Genomic DNA, 16,144 nt, shown 5'->3' on the forward strand with positions numbered 1-16,144 from the left:
TCAAGCCGACCATCCATGGGGCTGGCCAGTGCATAAATCTCAGCAGCGAGTTCTGGCTTGCTGCTGCCTTGGGCAGGCAGGATATCTGCTCCTTGGGTAACCGGCGCGATATCGTGCACATGCGGAGAAGCTGTCATGCGTCGAATGCATTGCTTCATCTTCACTGGAACAAGGGTGGCCGAGCATCAAAGCCAAACTGGATAACTTAGGTCGCTAGACTTGGTCGTCCATGAGGCCCAGGGTTTCCCAAGAGCGTTCAATGGCCCGGACGGTTGCTTGAGGAGCCGCTTTTTCCAGTTCGCTAAGCAAGGCCTGGATGGCCGCCACCAATGCCGTGAGCGAGGGGGTGGCTCCGATGCTTTCCATGGGGGTAACTACTACGTGATCAGCCGATTCGCAGAGTGGAGAAGAGCGCAGGTCAGTGAAAACCGCTACTGTTGCGCCATTGGATTGGCCTAGTGAGGCTAATTGGCGCAATGCTCGTGTCAGGCGCCAGACATTGAGGACGATCAGGCAGTCTCGTTCATCTAGCTGCGAGACATCGACCGCCTGGGTCGTCGGAGGTCCAGTTGCCAGGCGTATATCAAGCCCATAGATTGAGGACAGGTAGTAGAGGATCTGTGCTGGTCCAGCGCCGGAACCGGTCGCTAGAATCACGGTTCTCCGTGCTGAGAGCATGGTCCTCGCGATGCGATGGATGGCATTGGCGTTCTCAGCTGTCGTCAACGCCGAAAGATTGACGGCATCCTGCTTGAGCATTGCGCTTGGCAATTCCGCCGCATTGATTTCATTGCCGTCTGGCTCGACAAGGGATGTGAGATAAAGCGAGCGCAGTTCGCTTCTGAGATCAGTCCATCCCTCGAAACCCAGCTGCTGTGCAGTTCTCACCACCGTTGAAACATTCGCGCCAGCTCGCTCGGCCACTTCGCGGGCCGATGCATATGAGGCAAACTGCGGCATCTGGATGAGCACTTTGACGACTCGTTCGGCTTGGTGCCCAAGGGTCATCGAGTAGGATTTTTCGCGAAGCATGGCCTCGATGCTCAAATTATTCTCCTCTGACGACAAATGTGCGACTTAAGCTTCCCATCGCAATCGAATAATTTCACTTTTTGCAGTTGCCTCTGCTCCGGCAATCTCGGCGATCCCGGCTGAGAATGTTGCCCTGATTGGCGTGTTTTGCCAAGCCAGGTACTCCTCCTCGTTGTTCCAGCGAGCTATTACCTTCAATATTCGGGGATTCTCGCGCGAAGTGCACAATTGGCTCGACTTGGCACCGGAAAGCTCGAGGACTTCGTTGCGAACATAGTAGTCAATCAGCTCGTCCCGCTTCGCTTCGGAGGCGATGAGGGTCAATATAGAAAAAATATCCATGATCAAAGTGTTGCACATCACCATTTGATGCAACTAATGTTGCATCACGGCATCGATCTAGAAAGGACCACAGTTGTGGCAACAGCAGAGGATATTTCAGGAGCTCAACAAGAAGACCTGCTCGTTAGGCTCGATAACCTGAGTCCAGGCAAACCCCATCGCAAGCTCATGCTTATGGGCGGCTTAGGTTATACCTTCGATTCATTCGATGGTGCGCTGATGGGAGCGGCACTTTCAGCTCTCATTGTTATCTGGCAGATTCCGTCTTCGGTATCCGGTTGGCTCCTGTCGTCGATTTTCTTCGGCTATCTTGTCGGTGCGCTTGCAGCCGGAGTCCTCGCAGATCGATTTGGCCGGCGAAAGTTGATGATGACCTCGCTGCTTGTCTTTTGCGCCTGTAGTTTCCTGATGGGTACTGCCCAGTCGGTGCCAGAGCTATTCATCTGGCGGGCACTAGCCGGAATAGGCATCGGCGCCGAAACGGCAATTATCGCCCCGTACATTTCTGAATTCCTGCCATCGAGGGTCCGCGGAAAATTCGTGGCCCGGACTGTTGGATTCTTGTCTTTTGGGTATATTCTGGCCGGCGCGATTGCACCCATTGTCATTTCGCCCAACCCTGAAACCGGCTGGAGGATCGTAGCTGTAATTACTGCTTTGCCAGTAGTGCTCCTGCTGTGGTGGCGACGTTCCCTTCCGGAGTCTCCGCGTTATCTGCTGTCGCAGGGGCGGGTAGACGAGGCACGTGAAGTCGTTGAGAAATTCGAGCGGGAAAACGGTGCAACCGGCAATCCGTCAGTTTCCCAGCCGACCGGCGTGAGCGGTGAACCTGCGGCTTCCGCCGGCGTGGCACCTCAGACTCGAAGAAATGCATTCCAGCAGCTAGGAGCCCTATGGTCTCGTCCGCTGGTGCGGACCACCTCTGTCATCTGGCTTCTCTGGTTCATTTTGACTGGAGTCAACTATGGATTCACGGCGTGGCTTCCCGCCTTGCTGGTTGCTGCAAAGGGATTCTCCCTGACTTCATCCTTCCTCTTTGCCTTGGCAACTGCGGTGGCCCAGATCCCGGGATACTATTTCGCCAGCATCCTTATCGACAAGATGGAACGCAAATGGTTGATTGCCATTTATGCCGTTGGAGCGACCCTGTCTGCAATCGCGATTGCCTTTGCCGGTTCCAACCTCATGCTTCTCATCGGCTGCTGCTTCCTTGCTGCCTTCACCAACGGTGTGGCGGCCGTCTATTACGCTTATACTTCCGAGCTCTACCCAACAGCAGTGCGGGCAACCGGCATGGGGACTGCTTCTGCCATCGGGCGGATCGGCGCAATCGCTGCCCCGGTAACCATCGGGTATCTCTACGCCAGCATCGGTTTCACCAATGTCTTCTTGGTGCTTGTCGCTGCCCTGGCGGCTGCGGTGATCATCGTAGTGATCTTCGGCCAGCGGACCTCAGGGCGTCGACTCGATGAGAATGTCGAAAACGTCTAACCTTTCGATAAAATATTTGGCCCTCATGAATCAACCCAGGAAAGACTCATTATGGATTTGCGAATCATCAATGCGTGTACCCTTGAACCCGAAACTGGTGAAAGGAACTCTTCGGCATGGATCGACATCCGAAACGGACGCATCGCCGAAATGGGAAGCGGCCAGCCAGGCCCTGTTTCCAAAGACATCAAAATCATTGATGCCAAGGGTGCAACCGTCATGCCAGGCTTGGTCGACGCGCACGTGCACATCATTGTCACTTCCACGGATGCTGCGGACCGGAATAACTGGACCCCAGGCTATCTGACTGTTCGTGCGCTCAAGTCGGCAACAGACATGCTTCATCGAGGATTCACAACTGTCCGCGATGTCGGCGGGGCAGATTACGGCATGGCCAGAGCCATCGAGGAAGAGCTGGTTTCCGGTCCTCGACTCGTCTTCGGTGGAAAGGCCCTTTCCCAAACGGGAGGGCACGGAGATTTCCGCTTGCTATCAGATACTGCGCAACCTTGTTGCCAGATCAAGCCCGATTTCGGACGTATTGCGGACGGTATAGACGAGGTGCAACGGGCAGCTCGTGACGAATTCCGTAAAGGTGCGAACCACTTGAAACTCGTGGTGTCCGGGGGAGTGGCTTCACCGTCGGATGAAATTTCTGCAGTGCAGTACACCTTCGAAGAGATCCGCGCGGCCGTTGTGGAAGCAGAGAACCATAATCGGTACGTCACGGTGCACGCCTACCATCCACGCTCGGTGAACCAAGCCCTCAAGGCAGGTGTGAAATGCGTGGAGCATGGAAACTTGATCGATGATGAGTCGATTCGACTCCTGGTGGAAAATGATGCCTTTTTGGTTCCCACCATCATCACCTATGAAGCGATGTATGAAGCGGGCTCGGCGTCCGGGCTGTCAGCAGGTTCTCTGAATAAACTCGACGAAGTCAGGGTTGCTGCCATGGACGCATTGCGAAAGGCCCACGAAGCAGGGGTAAATATCGTTTACGGCAGCGACCTGTTAGGCAGCCTTCAAGCACGCCAGCTTGACGAGTTCACAATCCGTGCGAGAGTCCAGCCAGCGATTGATGTCATCCGTGCAGCAACTTCGAATGCCGCGAAGCTCCTTGGGATGAAAGATGAAATTGGGACGCTTCAGAATGGCGCCTACGCCGATCTCATCATCGTTGACGGAGATCCCGTTGAGGACATCTCCGTTCTCACTCAACCCGATCAATTTCTTCGGGCTGTCATCAAGGGCGGAAGGCTGATGGTGGCTTCCAGGTGATTCCAGATCGGCGCCCGAGTAGATAAAAGGCATCAGTGGAGGCGCTAGTTGTGGTTTCCCAATCCGTGTATAACGTTCGCATCGATGATCCGCGCCTTGGGTGCTAATAGGAAGTCGCACAGGCTCTGCCTGGGTCAATTGCATCGACCATGAATAGGCGCAGGGCACGCTCTTGCCCCGGAGTGCTCGGCGCTGAAAATCAGCATCCTTTAACGGGCCAGCCGTGTCCCATCGTTCAGGTGAAAACGAGTGCATGCAACGTCGCGTTGCATGCACTCGTTTTTCGTAGTCCAGGACTTCCTAGGCGAGCACCTGGCGCTTAGAGGAAATCACGCCGGTGTTGAATCCGGCCAGGCGCAGGCCGCCGTGGAATCGGGCGTGCTCGATCTTCACGCAACGGTCCATCACGACGTTCATGCCCGCAGCCTCTGCACGGCGGGCCACGTCCTCATGCCAGGATCCCAGCTGCAGCCAGAGGGTCTTCGCGCCCACGGCCAATGCCTCATCCAACACGGATGGCAGGTCATCGTGCTTGCGGAAGACCTCCACGAGATCCGGTGTCTCCGGCAGATCAGCGAGGGATTTGTACACCGGCTGGCCCAGGATCTCATCGAGCACCGGGTTGATGAAGTACACCTTGTACTTGGATGAGGACAGCAGGTAGGTCGCTACGAAGTAGCTGGCCCGCGATGGCTTGTTGGAGGCTCCCACGATGGCGATGGACTTGGTTTCGCGCAGGATGTTCAGCCGTTGCGCGGCTCCCGGGCCTTCCCAGGTGCGGTCGGTGGTGCTCATTAGTTGGCTCCCTTCGGTGCTGCAGGAATGGCGCACGCCGCGCCATCATAGGCGGGTTCCGCAAAATCATTGGCAGAGCCAGAGGCCGTTTCCTGGGAGGCGGCCAACGCCTGGTCCAGATCCCAGAGGATGTCTTCGACATCTTCCAGGCCTACCGACAGCCGGATCAGATCTTCGGGTACGCCAGCGGCGATCAGCTGGCCTGCGCTGAGCTGCTGGTGGGTGGTGGAAGCAGGGTGCAGCACCAGGGTGCGGGCATCGCCGATATTGGCCAAGTGGCTGGCCAGCTGCAGGGCTTCGATGAACTTGGAGCCGGCTTCGCGCCCGCCCTTCACGCCAAAGCTGAACACTGAACCGACGCCCATGGGCAGAAGTTCCTTGGCATGGGCATGCTGCGGGTGGGATTCCAGGCCGGCGTAGTTCACGTAGGTGACCCGTGGATCTGCCTCCAGCCAGGCAGCGACCTGCTTGGCATTGGCCAGATGGTTGTCCATGCGCTGGGGCAGGGTTTCCAGGCCCTGCAAGAGCTGGAACGCCGACTGGGCCGGCAGGGCCGGGCCGAAGTCGCGCAGCTGCTCGCTGCGCAGCTTGGTGAGGAAGCCGTATTCGCCGAAGTTGGCCCACCAGGAAACGTTGCCGTAGCTGGCCACCGGTTCGGTCATCGCGGGGAACTTGCCGTTGCCCCAGTCGAACTTCCCGGACTCGACCACTACGCCTCCGAGGGTCGTGCCGTGGCCGCCGATGAACTTGGTTGCCGAGTGGATGACGATATCCGCTCCGTGCTCGATGGGACGCAGGATATACGGGGGAGTGAGCGTGGAGTCGACCACCAGCGGGATCAGGTGGCGGTGCGCCACCTCGGACAGGCCCTTCAGGTCGGCAATGTCTCCCGAGGGGTTAGCCACCACTTCGGTGTACACCGCTTTGGTGTTCTCTTTAATGGCCGCTTCGAAGTCAGCTGGGTCATTGGAGTCGACGAAGGTGGTGTTGATGCCGAAGCGGCGCAGTGAAACATCAAGCTGGGTGATGGTTCCTCCGTAGAGCTTCGAGGAGGCCACAATGTGGTCCCCAGCCTGGGCCAGGGCGGCGAAGGTCACGAACTCGGCGGCCATGCCGGAGCCGGTGGCTACAGCGCCGATGCCGCCCTCCAGGGAGGCCATGCGCTCTTCGAAAGCCGCAACGGTCGGGTTGCCGATGCGCGAGTAGATATTGCCGTACTTCTGCAGCGCGAAGAGGTTGGCAGCGTCGTCGGCGTCCTTGAAGACAAATGAGGTGCTCTGATAGATGGGCACTGCGCGGGCGCCGTGCTCGGCATCCGGGGTGCCACCGGCGTGCAATGCGCGGGTGCGGAATCCAAACTTGTGATCTGCCATGATGGCTTACGACTCCTTGTCGATGGGGTTTTCGCGCTTCACCGCCAGGCGGTGGTGCGATCGAGGCAGGAATCCCGGAATCAATGTCGCAACTTGCTGTGGTTAAGCAAGACAGGCGGCTGCATCGTTTCTGGCGGTAGCACCGTAACCACCGGATGTGGCAGGTTGCTGCGGCGTCAACGAACCAGATCTCTCAGCCGCTCGGGATGGTGTAACAATCTTCGCAACATGACCGTTCATGACCTAACTATGAGTCTTAACGTTGCGTATTGGACGTAATGCCGGAGATTCTTCGATCACCGCGCTCGCCGGTACGCTTGAGTCATGGATACTGCGCTGGTATTGATCAGACACGGGCTGACCGATTGGAATCTGGCAGGCCGCCTTCAGGGGCGCACCGACATTCCGCTGAACGACACCGGACGTGAACAAGCCCGCGGTGTAGGGCGCGAACTTCAAGGCCAGGGGTTCTCCCTGGTGCTGGCATCCCCGCTGGGCCGCGCCCAGGAAACGGCCGCGCTGATTGCGCGGGAACTGGAGGCCGAGACCGGCCGGAGCGTCCCGGAACTGATTGAACGCGGTTTCGGACCGCTCGAAGGCCGGATCATGGCGCAGGTGAGCGATGAGGAATCGGCCTCTCTCCAGGATCAATTGGAACCAATCGACGAGATTTTGCGCAGGGCGATTCCTGCGTTGATCGACCTGTCGATTGAGCATGCGGGCAGGAAGGTGGCCGTGGTCAGCCATGGAGCCACCATGCGCGCCATTCGTGATGCGCTGGCCGGAACCAAGCTGCCGCGCGGCGTAGACAATGGCGAGGTCATCGAGATTGACATCCAACGCCTGCGCGAACTGGCCGAGGGGCTGGATCTGGTCAGCTGCTAGGGGCTCAAAAGTTTTTCCTATCGCCACCTCACATTTTTGCTCCGCGATGCGTTTACATGGTGAAAGCCCGTAAAGGTGCCGACCTTCAGGAGAGCCATGCAAGTGCCGTTTGAGCGGATAGTCCAGGATTACGGGCTGAACGTGCTTCGCGTTTGTCGCGCCCTGCTCGATGAGCATCGCGCCCAGGATGCCTGGTCCGAAACTTTCCTTTCAGCGCTCAAGGCCTATCCGCAGCTTGCCGAGGACGCCAACGTCCTGGCCTGGCTGGTCCGCATTGCACGGAACAAGGCCATCGATGAGCTGCGCAAGAACAAGCCGGAGGTCCTTCTCGACCATCAACAGTGGGACCAGATTGATGGCGAGCCGCAACCGGCATTGCAGTTGGAAAATCTGCAGCTCTGGCAGGAAGTAGGCAGGCTCCCCGAGAAGCAGCGGCTGGTGGTCGGCTACAGATATCTGGGCGGCCTGAACTATGCCCAGATTGCCCAAATGGTGTCCGGGACTGAAGCCGCCGCGCGGCGAGCGGGCAGCGACGGGCTCAAGAATCTTCGCCGATTGCTCGGCGATGACACATTGTGGCAGGAGAAATCATGACTAATGCACCGACCAACTCTTCAGCAACCGGAGAAGAGGCCCAAGTTCTGGATCAGCTGGGAATCGATCTGCGGGCCAAGGCGCAGGCCGTGGATCTTGTCGATATTTCCTACCGCGTAGTTGATAGCCCGGTAGGGTCTTTGCTGCTGGCCAGCACCCCAGCCGGCCTGGTGCGGGTAGCTTTTGAAACAGAGGACCATGAGAAGATTCTCCAGGTGCTCGCCCAGAAGCTCAGCCCGCGCATTCTCAAGGACCCAGCGCGTTTAGATTCTGTGGCCCGGCAACTCGATGAGTACTTTGCCGGAACCCGGCACAACTTCGATGTGCCTCTGGACCTGAAGCTTTCCACCGACTTCCGCCGCCGAGTGCAGCTGGAACTGGGCATGATTGGCTACGGGCAGACGTGGAGCTACTCGCAGATGGCGGAACGCATTGGCAATCCCAAAGCCGTGCGCGCCGTAGGATCGGCCTGCGCGACCAATCCGATTCCCATTGTCTTGCCCTGCCACCGGGTGCTGCGCACCGATGGTTCGCTGGGCGGCTATCTCGGTGGGCTTGAAGCAAAGACGGAACTTTTGACGCTGGAGAATCCCCGCTTCGGTGGCCCGCCGAACACCCTCTTCTAGGCTTTTCGCTCAGTTATTGTCGCGGATGCGCGGATGCGCTGAAGCGATTGCTGGAGTTGGGTCTTGCTCTGTTCAGGCAAGCCAAGCAGCGGGACCATGGCTTCGGCTTGAAGCAGCAAATGCTCCCAACCGTCGGAATATTCCAGGCCTTGTTCGATGGCGGCCTTGATGGTTCCGGTCGTGTGCGCGCTGTACACGAAATCATAGATATGGGTACCAGGAGCCAGCTGCGCGGTGCCCCAAGCAGCCCCGTCTTCGGCATGCTTGCCGATAGGCGTGGCATTAATGACGAGGGAAGCTTGCGCTGTGGCCTGCGCTGCCCGGGACCAATCCACGCCCTTGCCCCTGACCCCCATGCGGGTGGCCAGCGAGAGCAGCTGATTGGCTGCTTCTGGATCACGGTCCGCGATGGTGACGGTGCCGATGTGTTCTTTGAGCGCAACCAAAGCTGCACGAGCCGCGCCACCGGCGCCGAGGAATACAACGTGATCGTGCATTCTGGTGGCCAGTTTGGTTGCCACCGCAATCAGGTCGGTGTTGTAGGCATGGAGTTTTCCGCCCTGGCGGATCAATAGATTAGCTGCTCCACTGAGGCTAACCTGTTCTGAGCGTTCGTCGGCGATACCTGCTGCCCACTGCTTATGAGGCATGGTCACGTTGGCGCCTATGACTCGCGTTGAGAGCAGGCTGTTGCGGATTTCCTGCATTGGGCTGTGCGCGGGAACGTCCCGCGGCTCGTAGCTCCAGTGATTGTCCAGCGCCTCGAACACAGGATTCCAGAGATTCGGCGACATGGTCTGCGAAGCATGGGAACCAATGATGAACAGCTGTGTTGCGTTGATGGAGTGGCTCATTGTTGTCCTTTCGAGGCGAGCTTGCCCAGCGTGGATTCCGGAAACCGTCACATCTCTTGTGACTCGCCTCACCTTGCTGTACTTTAACTATTGTCGCATATCGCACGTTTGTGCGTATAACGTACAACTAGCATTAGTGCAGGACGGAAAGCATCCCTGCTGCTGTGGAAGGACATCCCATGAGCAAGACCATCAGCCATCCGGGCGCCAGCCTCGACGAGGAGCAGCGGCGCAAGCTCAAGCGCGCCAAGAAGGCGGCGCTCGCGGGATTCCTCGGCGGTGCGCTGGAATACTATGACTTCTTCATCTACGCGACGGCGGCCTCGCTGATCTTTTCCAAGATCTTCTTCCCTTCCGGGGACGTGACCATCGCCCTGCTCGCCTCGTTCGCGACGTTCGGTGTCGCTTATATTGCCAGGCCCTTCGGCGCGGTCTTCTTCGGGCATCTCGGTGACAAGCTGGGACGCAAGGCAACCCTGGTCATGACCCTGGTGCTGATGGGGTCGGCGACGTTCCTGATCGGCGTATTGCCTGATTTCTCGACCGCCGGATACTGGGCGCCGGCTCTTCTGGTGATCCTGCGCCTGATGCAGGGCTTGTCCGCGGGCGCGGAAACTGCTGGCGCCTCGGCCCTATCTACCGAGGAAGCGCCTGAAGGGCGCCGGGGATTCTTCGCGAGCTTTGCAATGAGCGGGATTTCCTTCGGCATCGTCCTGGCCTCGCTTGCGTTCCTCCCGGTCGCGGCGATGGAAGAATCAGCGCGGTTGGCATGGGGCTGGCGAATTCCATTCTGGCTCTCGCTGCTGGTTCTCGTCGCCGCCTACCTGGTGCGCCGCTCCTTGGACGAACCTGAAGTCTTCGAGGAGAAGCAGGAGGCGGACGCAACTCTCAAGCTGCCATTCACCAAGATGATCACCACCCACCCGGCGCAATTCTTCCAAGTCGCGCTGATGTCTTTCCAGGTGGTCACCAATACCTTCATGCAGTCCTTCGGATTGGCGTATGCCGTATCTGTAGGTGTCTCCGCGTCAACCATGTTGTGGGTGAGTATCGCCGGCAACATCATTGCCATTGCCAGCCAGCCCTTCTTCGCGCGGCTATCTGACATCTTCGGACGCAAGAAGGTCTTTATCGCTGGCGTCACGGGATCCGGCATCATGATCTTCGTGTACTTCTTGACGATTTCCACGGGAAACCTGGCGATGATTTTTGTTTCAAGCATGCTGATTACGGCCGGAACGTACGCTGCCTCGAATTCGGTGTACCCAGCGTGGTTCTCCGAGCTGTTCAACGTGAAGGTGCGCTATTCGGGAATGGCCATCGGCTTGCAGATCGGAATTCTCTGCGCCGGGTTCACCCCGATGCTTGGTACGGCTCTCGTGGGTGGTACGACTGCTAATTGGGGTCCTGCGGCATGGATCGTGGCAGCTTCTTCGATCCTTGCTGTGATTGGCGCCGTGTGGGCCCGTGAAACCAGCAAGACGGATCTGCGAGAACTGGGCAACCCGGTTCCCTAGACCCAGGGCAACGATAGATCCCAAAAACGACGGTGGCCGCCACCTCCCGATTCATTCGGGAGGTAGCGGCCACCGTTTTACGCGGAGGGCTGCCTACTTGCGCAGCTCGAAGCGGTCGGCATCCATGAGCTTGGCCCATGCAGCAGCGAAGTCCTTGACGAACTTCTGCTTGGCATCGTCCGAAGCGTAAACCTCGGCCAGCGCGCGCAGCTCGGAGTTCGAGCCGAAGACCAGGTCTACGCGGCTGCCGACCCAGCGGCCGTCAGTGGTTGCGTAGGTCTTCTCCTCTGCATCCGGAGTCCATTCGAGGCCCAGTTCCAGCAGGTTGGCGAAGAAGTCGTTGGTCAGTGCGCCTGGGGTCTCGGTGAACACGCCAGTGTTCGAGCCATCCCAGTTGTTGCCCAGTACGCGCAGGCCGCCCACCAGTACGGTGGTTTCAGGTGCGGTCAGGCCCAGCAGGTTGGCGCGGTCCAGCAGCAGGTACTCGGAAGGCAGATTCAAGAAGCCCGAGTCGTAGTTGCGGAAACCGTCAGCAACAGGCTCCAGCCATGCGAACTGCTCAACGTCCGTCTGCTCCTGGGTAGCGTCAACACGACCCGGGGTGAAAGGAACCTCGATCTGCTGGCCGCCGGCCAAAGCTGCCAGCTCGACACCTACGTTGCCGGCCAAAACCACAACGTCGGCGAAGGAGGTCTTGATAGCGGAAGTGGCGTTGAAAGCATCAACGATCTCTTCCAGCTTCGCGATGACTGGCTTGAGCTGCTCTGGCTGGTTCACGGTCCAGGAAACCTGTGGTTCCAGACGGATGCGACCGCCGTTGGCGCCGCCTCGGCTGTCCGAGGAGCGGAAGGTCGCCGCTGCCTTCCAAGCGGTGGAAACCAGCTGCTGTACGCTCAGGCCGGATTCCTTGATTAGTTCCTTGAGCGCCGAAACTTCTGCAGCGCCCAGGGTGGTTTCTGGGGCAGCTGGCAGTGGATCCTGCCACAGCAGATCTTCTGCTGGAACCTCTGGACCGAAGTAGCGGGACTTCGGGCCCATGTCGCGGTGGGTCAGCTTGAACCAAGCGCGAGCGAAGGCGTCGGCAAACTTGTCCTGGTTGTCCTTGAAGTCGCGGGAGATCTTCTCGTAGGAAGGATCGAAACGCAGGGCCAGGTCGCTGGTGAGCATGCGTGGCTCGCGGCGAACCGAGGAGTTGTGGGCCATTGGAACCATGTCGGCTCCGCCGTTGTCCTTTGGACGCCACTGCTGGGCGCCGGCAGGGGAGTGGAACAGTTCCCACTCGTAAGCGAAGAGGATGTGGAAGAACTCGTTGTCCCAGCGGGTTGGGTGGTAGGTCCAGGTAACTTCCAGACCGGAGCCGATGGTGTCATCGCCGTTGCCGGTACCGAAGTCGGACTTCCAGCCCAGACCCTGCATTTCCAGCGGGGAAGCTTCCGGGTCGCCGCTCTTGTGCGATTCGGCGCTGGCACCGTGGGTCTTGCCGAAGGTGTGGCCACCGGCAATCAGGGCGACGGTTTCTTCGTCGTCCATGCCCATGCGGCGGAAGGTTTCACGGATATCCGCTGCGGAAGCCAGCGGGTCGGCAACGCCGTCTGGGCCTTCTGGGTTGACGTAGATCAGACCCATCTGGACAGCTGCCAGTGGTGCGTCCAGGTTGCGGGCGCCGGTGTAGCGTTCGCTTTCCAGCCATACCTTCTCAGGGCCCCAGTAAACGTCTTCGTCTGGTTCCCAGACGTCCTTGCGGCCACCGGCGAAGCCGAAGGTCTCAAAGCCCATGTCTTCCAGCGCGACGTTGCCGGCAAGAATCATGAGGTCAGCCCAGGAGATGGACTGGCCGTACTTCTTCTTCACTGGCCACAGCAGACGGCGAGCCTTATCCAGGTTCACGTTATCTGGCCACGAGTTCAGCGGAGCGAAGCGCTGCTGGCCTGCAGATCCGCCACCGCGGCCGTCGTGCGAGCGGTAGGTGCCGGCAGAGTGCCACGCCATGCGAATCAGGAAGGGGCCGTAGTGGCCGAAGTCAGCTGGCCACCAGTCGTAGGACTTGGTCATGACCTCGGCGAGATCAGCCTTGACTGCTGCCAGATCCAGAGCTTCGAAAGCCTTGATGTAATCGAAGTCTGCATCCAGGGGGTTGGTAGCCTCCTGATTCTTTGCAAGGATCTTCAGATTCAGCTTATTTGGCCACCACTCGGTGTTGGCGTTTCCCTGGGTCGGGTGTACTCGACCGGTGTTGCCTACAACCGGGCACTGACCTGCTGTTGTCTCAGACATATGCTCTTCCTTCCGGATTTTTTGGGGTTTGTGGTTCGATGTTCATCGCCCGGGGGTCCCGAATGATGACAAAGTTTTGGGGCCGTGCGGCTACCCGCCAAGATTTTTAGCCTGACACTCGGGGCAGGTGCCCCAATAGATGACTTCGGCTTCATCGATCTTGAAGCCGTGGTCATCCGACGCGTGCAAGCAAGGAGCTCCGCCGACAGCGCAGTCGACGTCAGCTAGGCTTCCGCACTGGCGGCACACCACGTGATGATGGTTGTCGCCGACGCGGGTTTCGTAGCGTGCGATATGCCCTTGAGGCTGTATCTGGCGGATGACGCCCAAACTGGTGAACAGCTTGAGCGAATCGTAGACCGCCTGGTGTGACACCGTGGGATGCTCACTGTGGACCGCCGAAATAATTGTTTCGGTGTCCGCGTGAGGGTGCGCGGCAACCGCAGCGAGTACCGCAACGCGTGGTTGCGTGACTCGCATAGAGGCAGCCTTGAGCACTTGCTCGATCCCGTCCAGAGATGTCATATCTTCAGCATGACCGCTTATCTTGAATGAGTCAAGATAAGTAGAGATGTATTTCAGGTTTCTACGCGATGTTCACGGGTTAACTTCTAGTGCCTGCGCTGGGTAGTAAATATTCCTATTTTGGAATATATCTTGTATCTTCGGCGCAGCGGCTATCGATACCGCAATCACCGAACGAGGAGCCCGGCCTCGGCGGAATTCGCCAAGGAAACAGGCATCAGATTTCGCTGCGCACGACCTGGAATTCTGAGCGGATTTGGGCCGGAATTATGCACACGCGAGCAAGCTCACATGGCTGTGAACGGCCTATGAGCAGTGCGCCATGAACGGGGTGCTTGCCGCGAAAACCCCGAGAATCAGGCGCTCCGGTTTGACCAATGGGTGTGGGTCGACCATGCTTAAAAAGGCCTATTTAGGATTTATTGTGACAATTCGAGAAGAAATAGCGTCGGGTCACCGGTAATATTCCCGTGGCAATATGCAGGGTCAGTTGTATCAATCAGCACCCTCTGACGCTAGATTTGGATTCAGTGAATCGACACCGATAAGCAATTCGCAATCAAGCACACTGCAGGGCAATCGCGTCCCCTCGAAGCGATAACTCGCCGGGCGCCGGCAGGATTTCGTTCGCCGAGCCTTACCAGTGAAGGAAGAACGCAATGAAGCAGACGGATCAATCATTTGAAGACCTCGTCGGCGAGCTGCATTCAGCTCGACAACGACGACCAAAGAAATATTCGGTTTCAGGAACCGACTATTGGGTATTCGGAATCGCTGGCGCCTTGGCGCTGGCATTTATCATTTGGGGTTTCGTTACCCCCGAAGGCTTGGGTAAAGCCGCAGACGTGGCCCTTAACTGGGTCATCACCAACACTGGTTGGCTGTTTATCATTGCAGCCTCGGTATTTGCAATATTTGTCATCGTGGTCGCTGCGAAGAACTTCGGGCGCATCCCGCTGGGCAAGGACGACGAAAAACCGCAATTCAGTACCGTTTCATGGATCTCCATGATGTTTGCTACCGGCATGGGCATCGGCCTGGTGTTCTACGGCGTGGGAGAACCGCTCTTCTTCTACATGTCACCGCCGCCAGGAACCGTTGAAGGATCTACCGACGCTGCCTTGAGCACCGCTATGGGCACCACGCTCTTCCACTGGACGCTGTTCCCGTGGGCGATGTATGCCATCGTCGGCTTGGGCATGGCCTACGGAAGTTTCCGCCTGGGGCGCCCCCAGCTGTTCTCGGCAATGTTCTCCTCCGTCTTCGGAGAGCGCATTGTGCACGGCTGGGGCGGCCGCACCATTAATATCCTCGCCATTATCGCTACCCTTTTCGGCTCCGCCTGCTCCCTGGGACTGGGCGCACTGCAGATTGGTGGCGGCATCCAGTCCGCCGGCATCCTTGAAAAGGTTGGCTCCGGCGTCCTGGTAGTGATCATCGCGATCCTTACCGCTTTGTTTGTCGCTTCGGCTGTCTCCGGCATCGAGCGCGGCATTCAGTGGCTGTCGAACATCAACATGGTCTTGGCAGTGATCTTGGCGCTGATCGTCTTCATTGGCGGCCCAACGCTATTCATCCTCAACGTCGTCCCGAACGCCGTGGGCGCATTCATTGGCGACCTTCCAGAGATGGCTTCGCGTACCGCGGCCTCCGGCGACGGTACCATGTCCAGCTGGCTGTCCTCCTGGACTGTCTTCTACTGGGCCTGGTGGATCTCATGGAGCCCATTCGTTGGCCTGTTCATCGCTCGCATTTCGCGTGGCCGCACTATCCGCCAGTTTGTCACCGGCGTGCTGTTGGTTCCATCGGCTGTCACCCTGCTGTGGTTCTCCATCTTCGGCGGTGGCGCTATTGGCTTGCAGGAACGCGCGGAGCGTGCAGGCAACACCGGCGAGGCGCTGGCCAAGGTGGTGGATGGGGCTCCGGATATCAACTTCGACCTGATCCTCTTCGATCTGCTTAATGCGCTTCCGCTCTCCGGCTGGATTGCCACTGTGCTGATGATCGTCACGGTCTTGCTGATCGCGATCTTCTTCGTCACCGGCGCCGACTCGGCTTCCATCGTGATGGGTGCCTTGAGCGAGCGCGGGGCCGAGGAGCCGAGCAAGAAGTCCGTGGTCTTCTGGGGTGTGGCCACCGGTGCTGTTGCCGCAGTCATGCTGTTGGCGGGTGGCGATCATCCGGCCGAGGCGCTCAACGGCCTGAAGAACATCACGATTGTCTCGGCCTTGCCGTTCGTGATCGTGATGCTGCTGTTGTGCGTCGCACTGTGGAAGGACCTGAGCCGCGATCCGCTGATCTTGCGCGGCAAGGTGGCCCGCACCGTGCTTGAGCAATCGGTGACCCAGGGCGTGGACCGGCACGAAGGCAGCCAGTTCAGCCTGATGACCACCGAGATTCCCATCATCAAGCCGGCCGGGAAGCCAGAAGATGGTGTGGTGGATTCAGCTCAGGTGATAGTTACCGAGGCTGTTGTGGAACCGTCCACGGATTCTTCCGAATCCAAGGATTCCTAGCTTTAAATAGTCGAAGCCACGTCCCGCGGGACGTGGCTT

14 protein-coding genes and 1 riboswitch are annotated in these 16,144 nt (G+C 58.6%); of the genes, 7 read left to right on the plus strand and 7 right to left on the minus strand.

Annotated elements, in window-relative coordinates:
- Positions 1 to 213: 213 nt before the first annotated feature.
- The gene (locus AC6CHO_RS08115) at positions 214 to 1,047 is read right to left on the minus strand and encodes a MurR/RpiR family transcriptional regulator (protein ID WP_498214540.1); all 834 of its coding nucleotides are present in this window, start codon (positions 1,045 to 1,047) and stop codon (positions 214 to 216) included.
- 30 nt (positions 1,048 to 1,077) lie between these two features.
- Entirely contained in the window at positions 1,078 to 1,398 is a 321-nt protein-coding gene (locus tag AC6CHO_RS08120) for an antibiotic biosynthesis monooxygenase (RefSeq protein ID WP_498214541.1), read from the minus strand.
- A 150-nt stretch (positions 1,399 to 1,548) separates the two neighbouring features.
- Here AC6CHO_RS08120 and AC6CHO_RS08125 point away from each other — a divergent pair, with 150 nt between their 5' ends.
- Complete coding sequence (locus tag AC6CHO_RS08125; RefSeq protein ID WP_498214747.1) at positions 1,549 to 2,865, plus strand: MFS transporter; 1,317 nt, start codon at positions 1,549 to 1,551, stop codon at positions 2,863 to 2,865.
- A 51-nt stretch (positions 2,866 to 2,916) separates the two neighbouring features.
- Positions 2,917 to 4,146 (plus strand): metal-dependent hydrolase family protein, encoded by a 1,230-nt coding sequence (locus AC6CHO_RS08130; RefSeq protein ID WP_498214542.1) that lies wholly within the window; start codon positions 2,917 to 2,919, stop codon positions 4,144 to 4,146.
- Between the two features lie 300 nt (positions 4,147 to 4,446).
- Here AC6CHO_RS08130 and AC6CHO_RS08135 read toward each other — a convergent pair whose 3' ends face one another.
- Both AC6CHO_RS08135 and AC6CHO_RS08140 read right to left on the minus strand, forming a co-directional pair.
- Entirely contained in the window at positions 4,447 to 4,941 is a 495-nt protein-coding gene (locus AC6CHO_RS08135; protein WP_444661014.1) for a CoA-binding protein, read from the minus strand.
- Entirely contained in the window at positions 4,941 to 6,314 is a 1,374-nt protein-coding gene (locus AC6CHO_RS08140; RefSeq protein ID WP_498214543.1) for an O-acetylhomoserine aminocarboxypropyltransferase/cysteine synthase family protein, read from the minus strand. Before AC6CHO_RS08140 ends, AC6CHO_RS08135 begins: the two co-directional genes overlap by 1 nt.
- 118 nt (positions 6,315 to 6,432) lie before the next feature.
- A riboswitch (SAM riboswitch) is annotated at positions 6,433 to 6,527 on the minus strand.
- Positions 6,528 to 6,638: 111 nt separating this feature from the next.
- Here AC6CHO_RS08140 and AC6CHO_RS08145 point away from each other — a divergent pair.
- The 3 genes from AC6CHO_RS08145 to AC6CHO_RS08155 all read left to right on the plus strand — a co-directional run bounded on the left by AC6CHO_RS08145 (position 6,639) and on the right by AC6CHO_RS08155 (position 8,419).
- Positions 6,639 to 7,199 (plus strand): histidine phosphatase family protein, encoded by a 561-nt coding sequence (locus AC6CHO_RS08145; protein WP_498214544.1) that lies wholly within the window; start codon positions 6,639 to 6,641, stop codon positions 7,197 to 7,199.
- Positions 7,200 to 7,295: 96 nt separating this feature from the next.
- Entirely contained in the window at positions 7,296 to 7,793 is a 498-nt protein-coding gene (locus AC6CHO_RS08150) for an RNA polymerase sigma factor (protein ID WP_498214546.1), read from the plus strand.
- Positions 7,790 to 8,419, plus strand: coding sequence for a methylated-DNA--[protein]-cysteine S-methyltransferase (locus tag AC6CHO_RS08155; protein ID WP_498214547.1), 630 nt, complete (start codon positions 7,790 to 7,792; stop codon positions 8,417 to 8,419). The genes AC6CHO_RS08150 and AC6CHO_RS08155 overlap by 4 nt, the downstream gene beginning before the upstream one ends.
- Here AC6CHO_RS08155 and AC6CHO_RS08160 read toward each other — a convergent pair.
- On the minus strand, positions 8,416 to 9,273 hold the full coding sequence (locus AC6CHO_RS08160) for a shikimate dehydrogenase family protein (RefSeq protein WP_498214548.1): 858 nt from the start codon (positions 9,271 to 9,273) through the stop codon (positions 8,416 to 8,418). The two genes, AC6CHO_RS08155 and AC6CHO_RS08160, sit on opposite strands and share 4 nt — an antisense overlap.
- Positions 9,274 to 9,452: 179 nt before the next feature.
- Between AC6CHO_RS08160 and AC6CHO_RS08165 the strand changes: the two genes are divergently transcribed.
- Positions 9,453 to 10,790: an MFS transporter gene (locus tag AC6CHO_RS08165; protein WP_498214549.1), complete on the plus strand. Its 1,338-nt coding sequence runs from the start codon at positions 9,453 to 9,455 to the stop codon at positions 10,788 to 10,790.
- Positions 10,791 to 10,883: 93 nt separating this feature from the next.
- Here the strand turns inward: AC6CHO_RS08165 and katG are convergent, their stop codons facing one another.
- Together katG and AC6CHO_RS08175 are read right to left on the minus strand one after the other, a co-directional pair.
- Entirely contained in the window at positions 10,884 to 13,064 is a 2,181-nt protein-coding gene (gene katG, locus AC6CHO_RS08170) for a catalase/peroxidase HPI (protein WP_498214550.1), read from the minus strand.
- 90 nt (positions 13,065 to 13,154) lie between these two features.
- Positions 13,155 to 13,589, minus strand: a complete 435-nt coding sequence (locus AC6CHO_RS08175) for a Fur family transcriptional regulator (protein WP_257745815.1) — start codon at positions 13,587 to 13,589, stop codon at positions 13,155 to 13,157.
- Positions 13,590 to 14,248: 659 nt separating this feature from the next.
- Here AC6CHO_RS08175 and AC6CHO_RS08180 point away from each other — a divergent pair.
- Entirely contained in the window at positions 14,249 to 16,105 is a 1,857-nt protein-coding gene (locus AC6CHO_RS08180) for a BCCT family transporter (protein WP_498214552.1), read from the plus strand.
- Positions 16,106 to 16,144 lie beyond the last annotated feature (39 nt).

This window comes from Glutamicibacter sp. GQ173, from assembly GCF_059759215.1.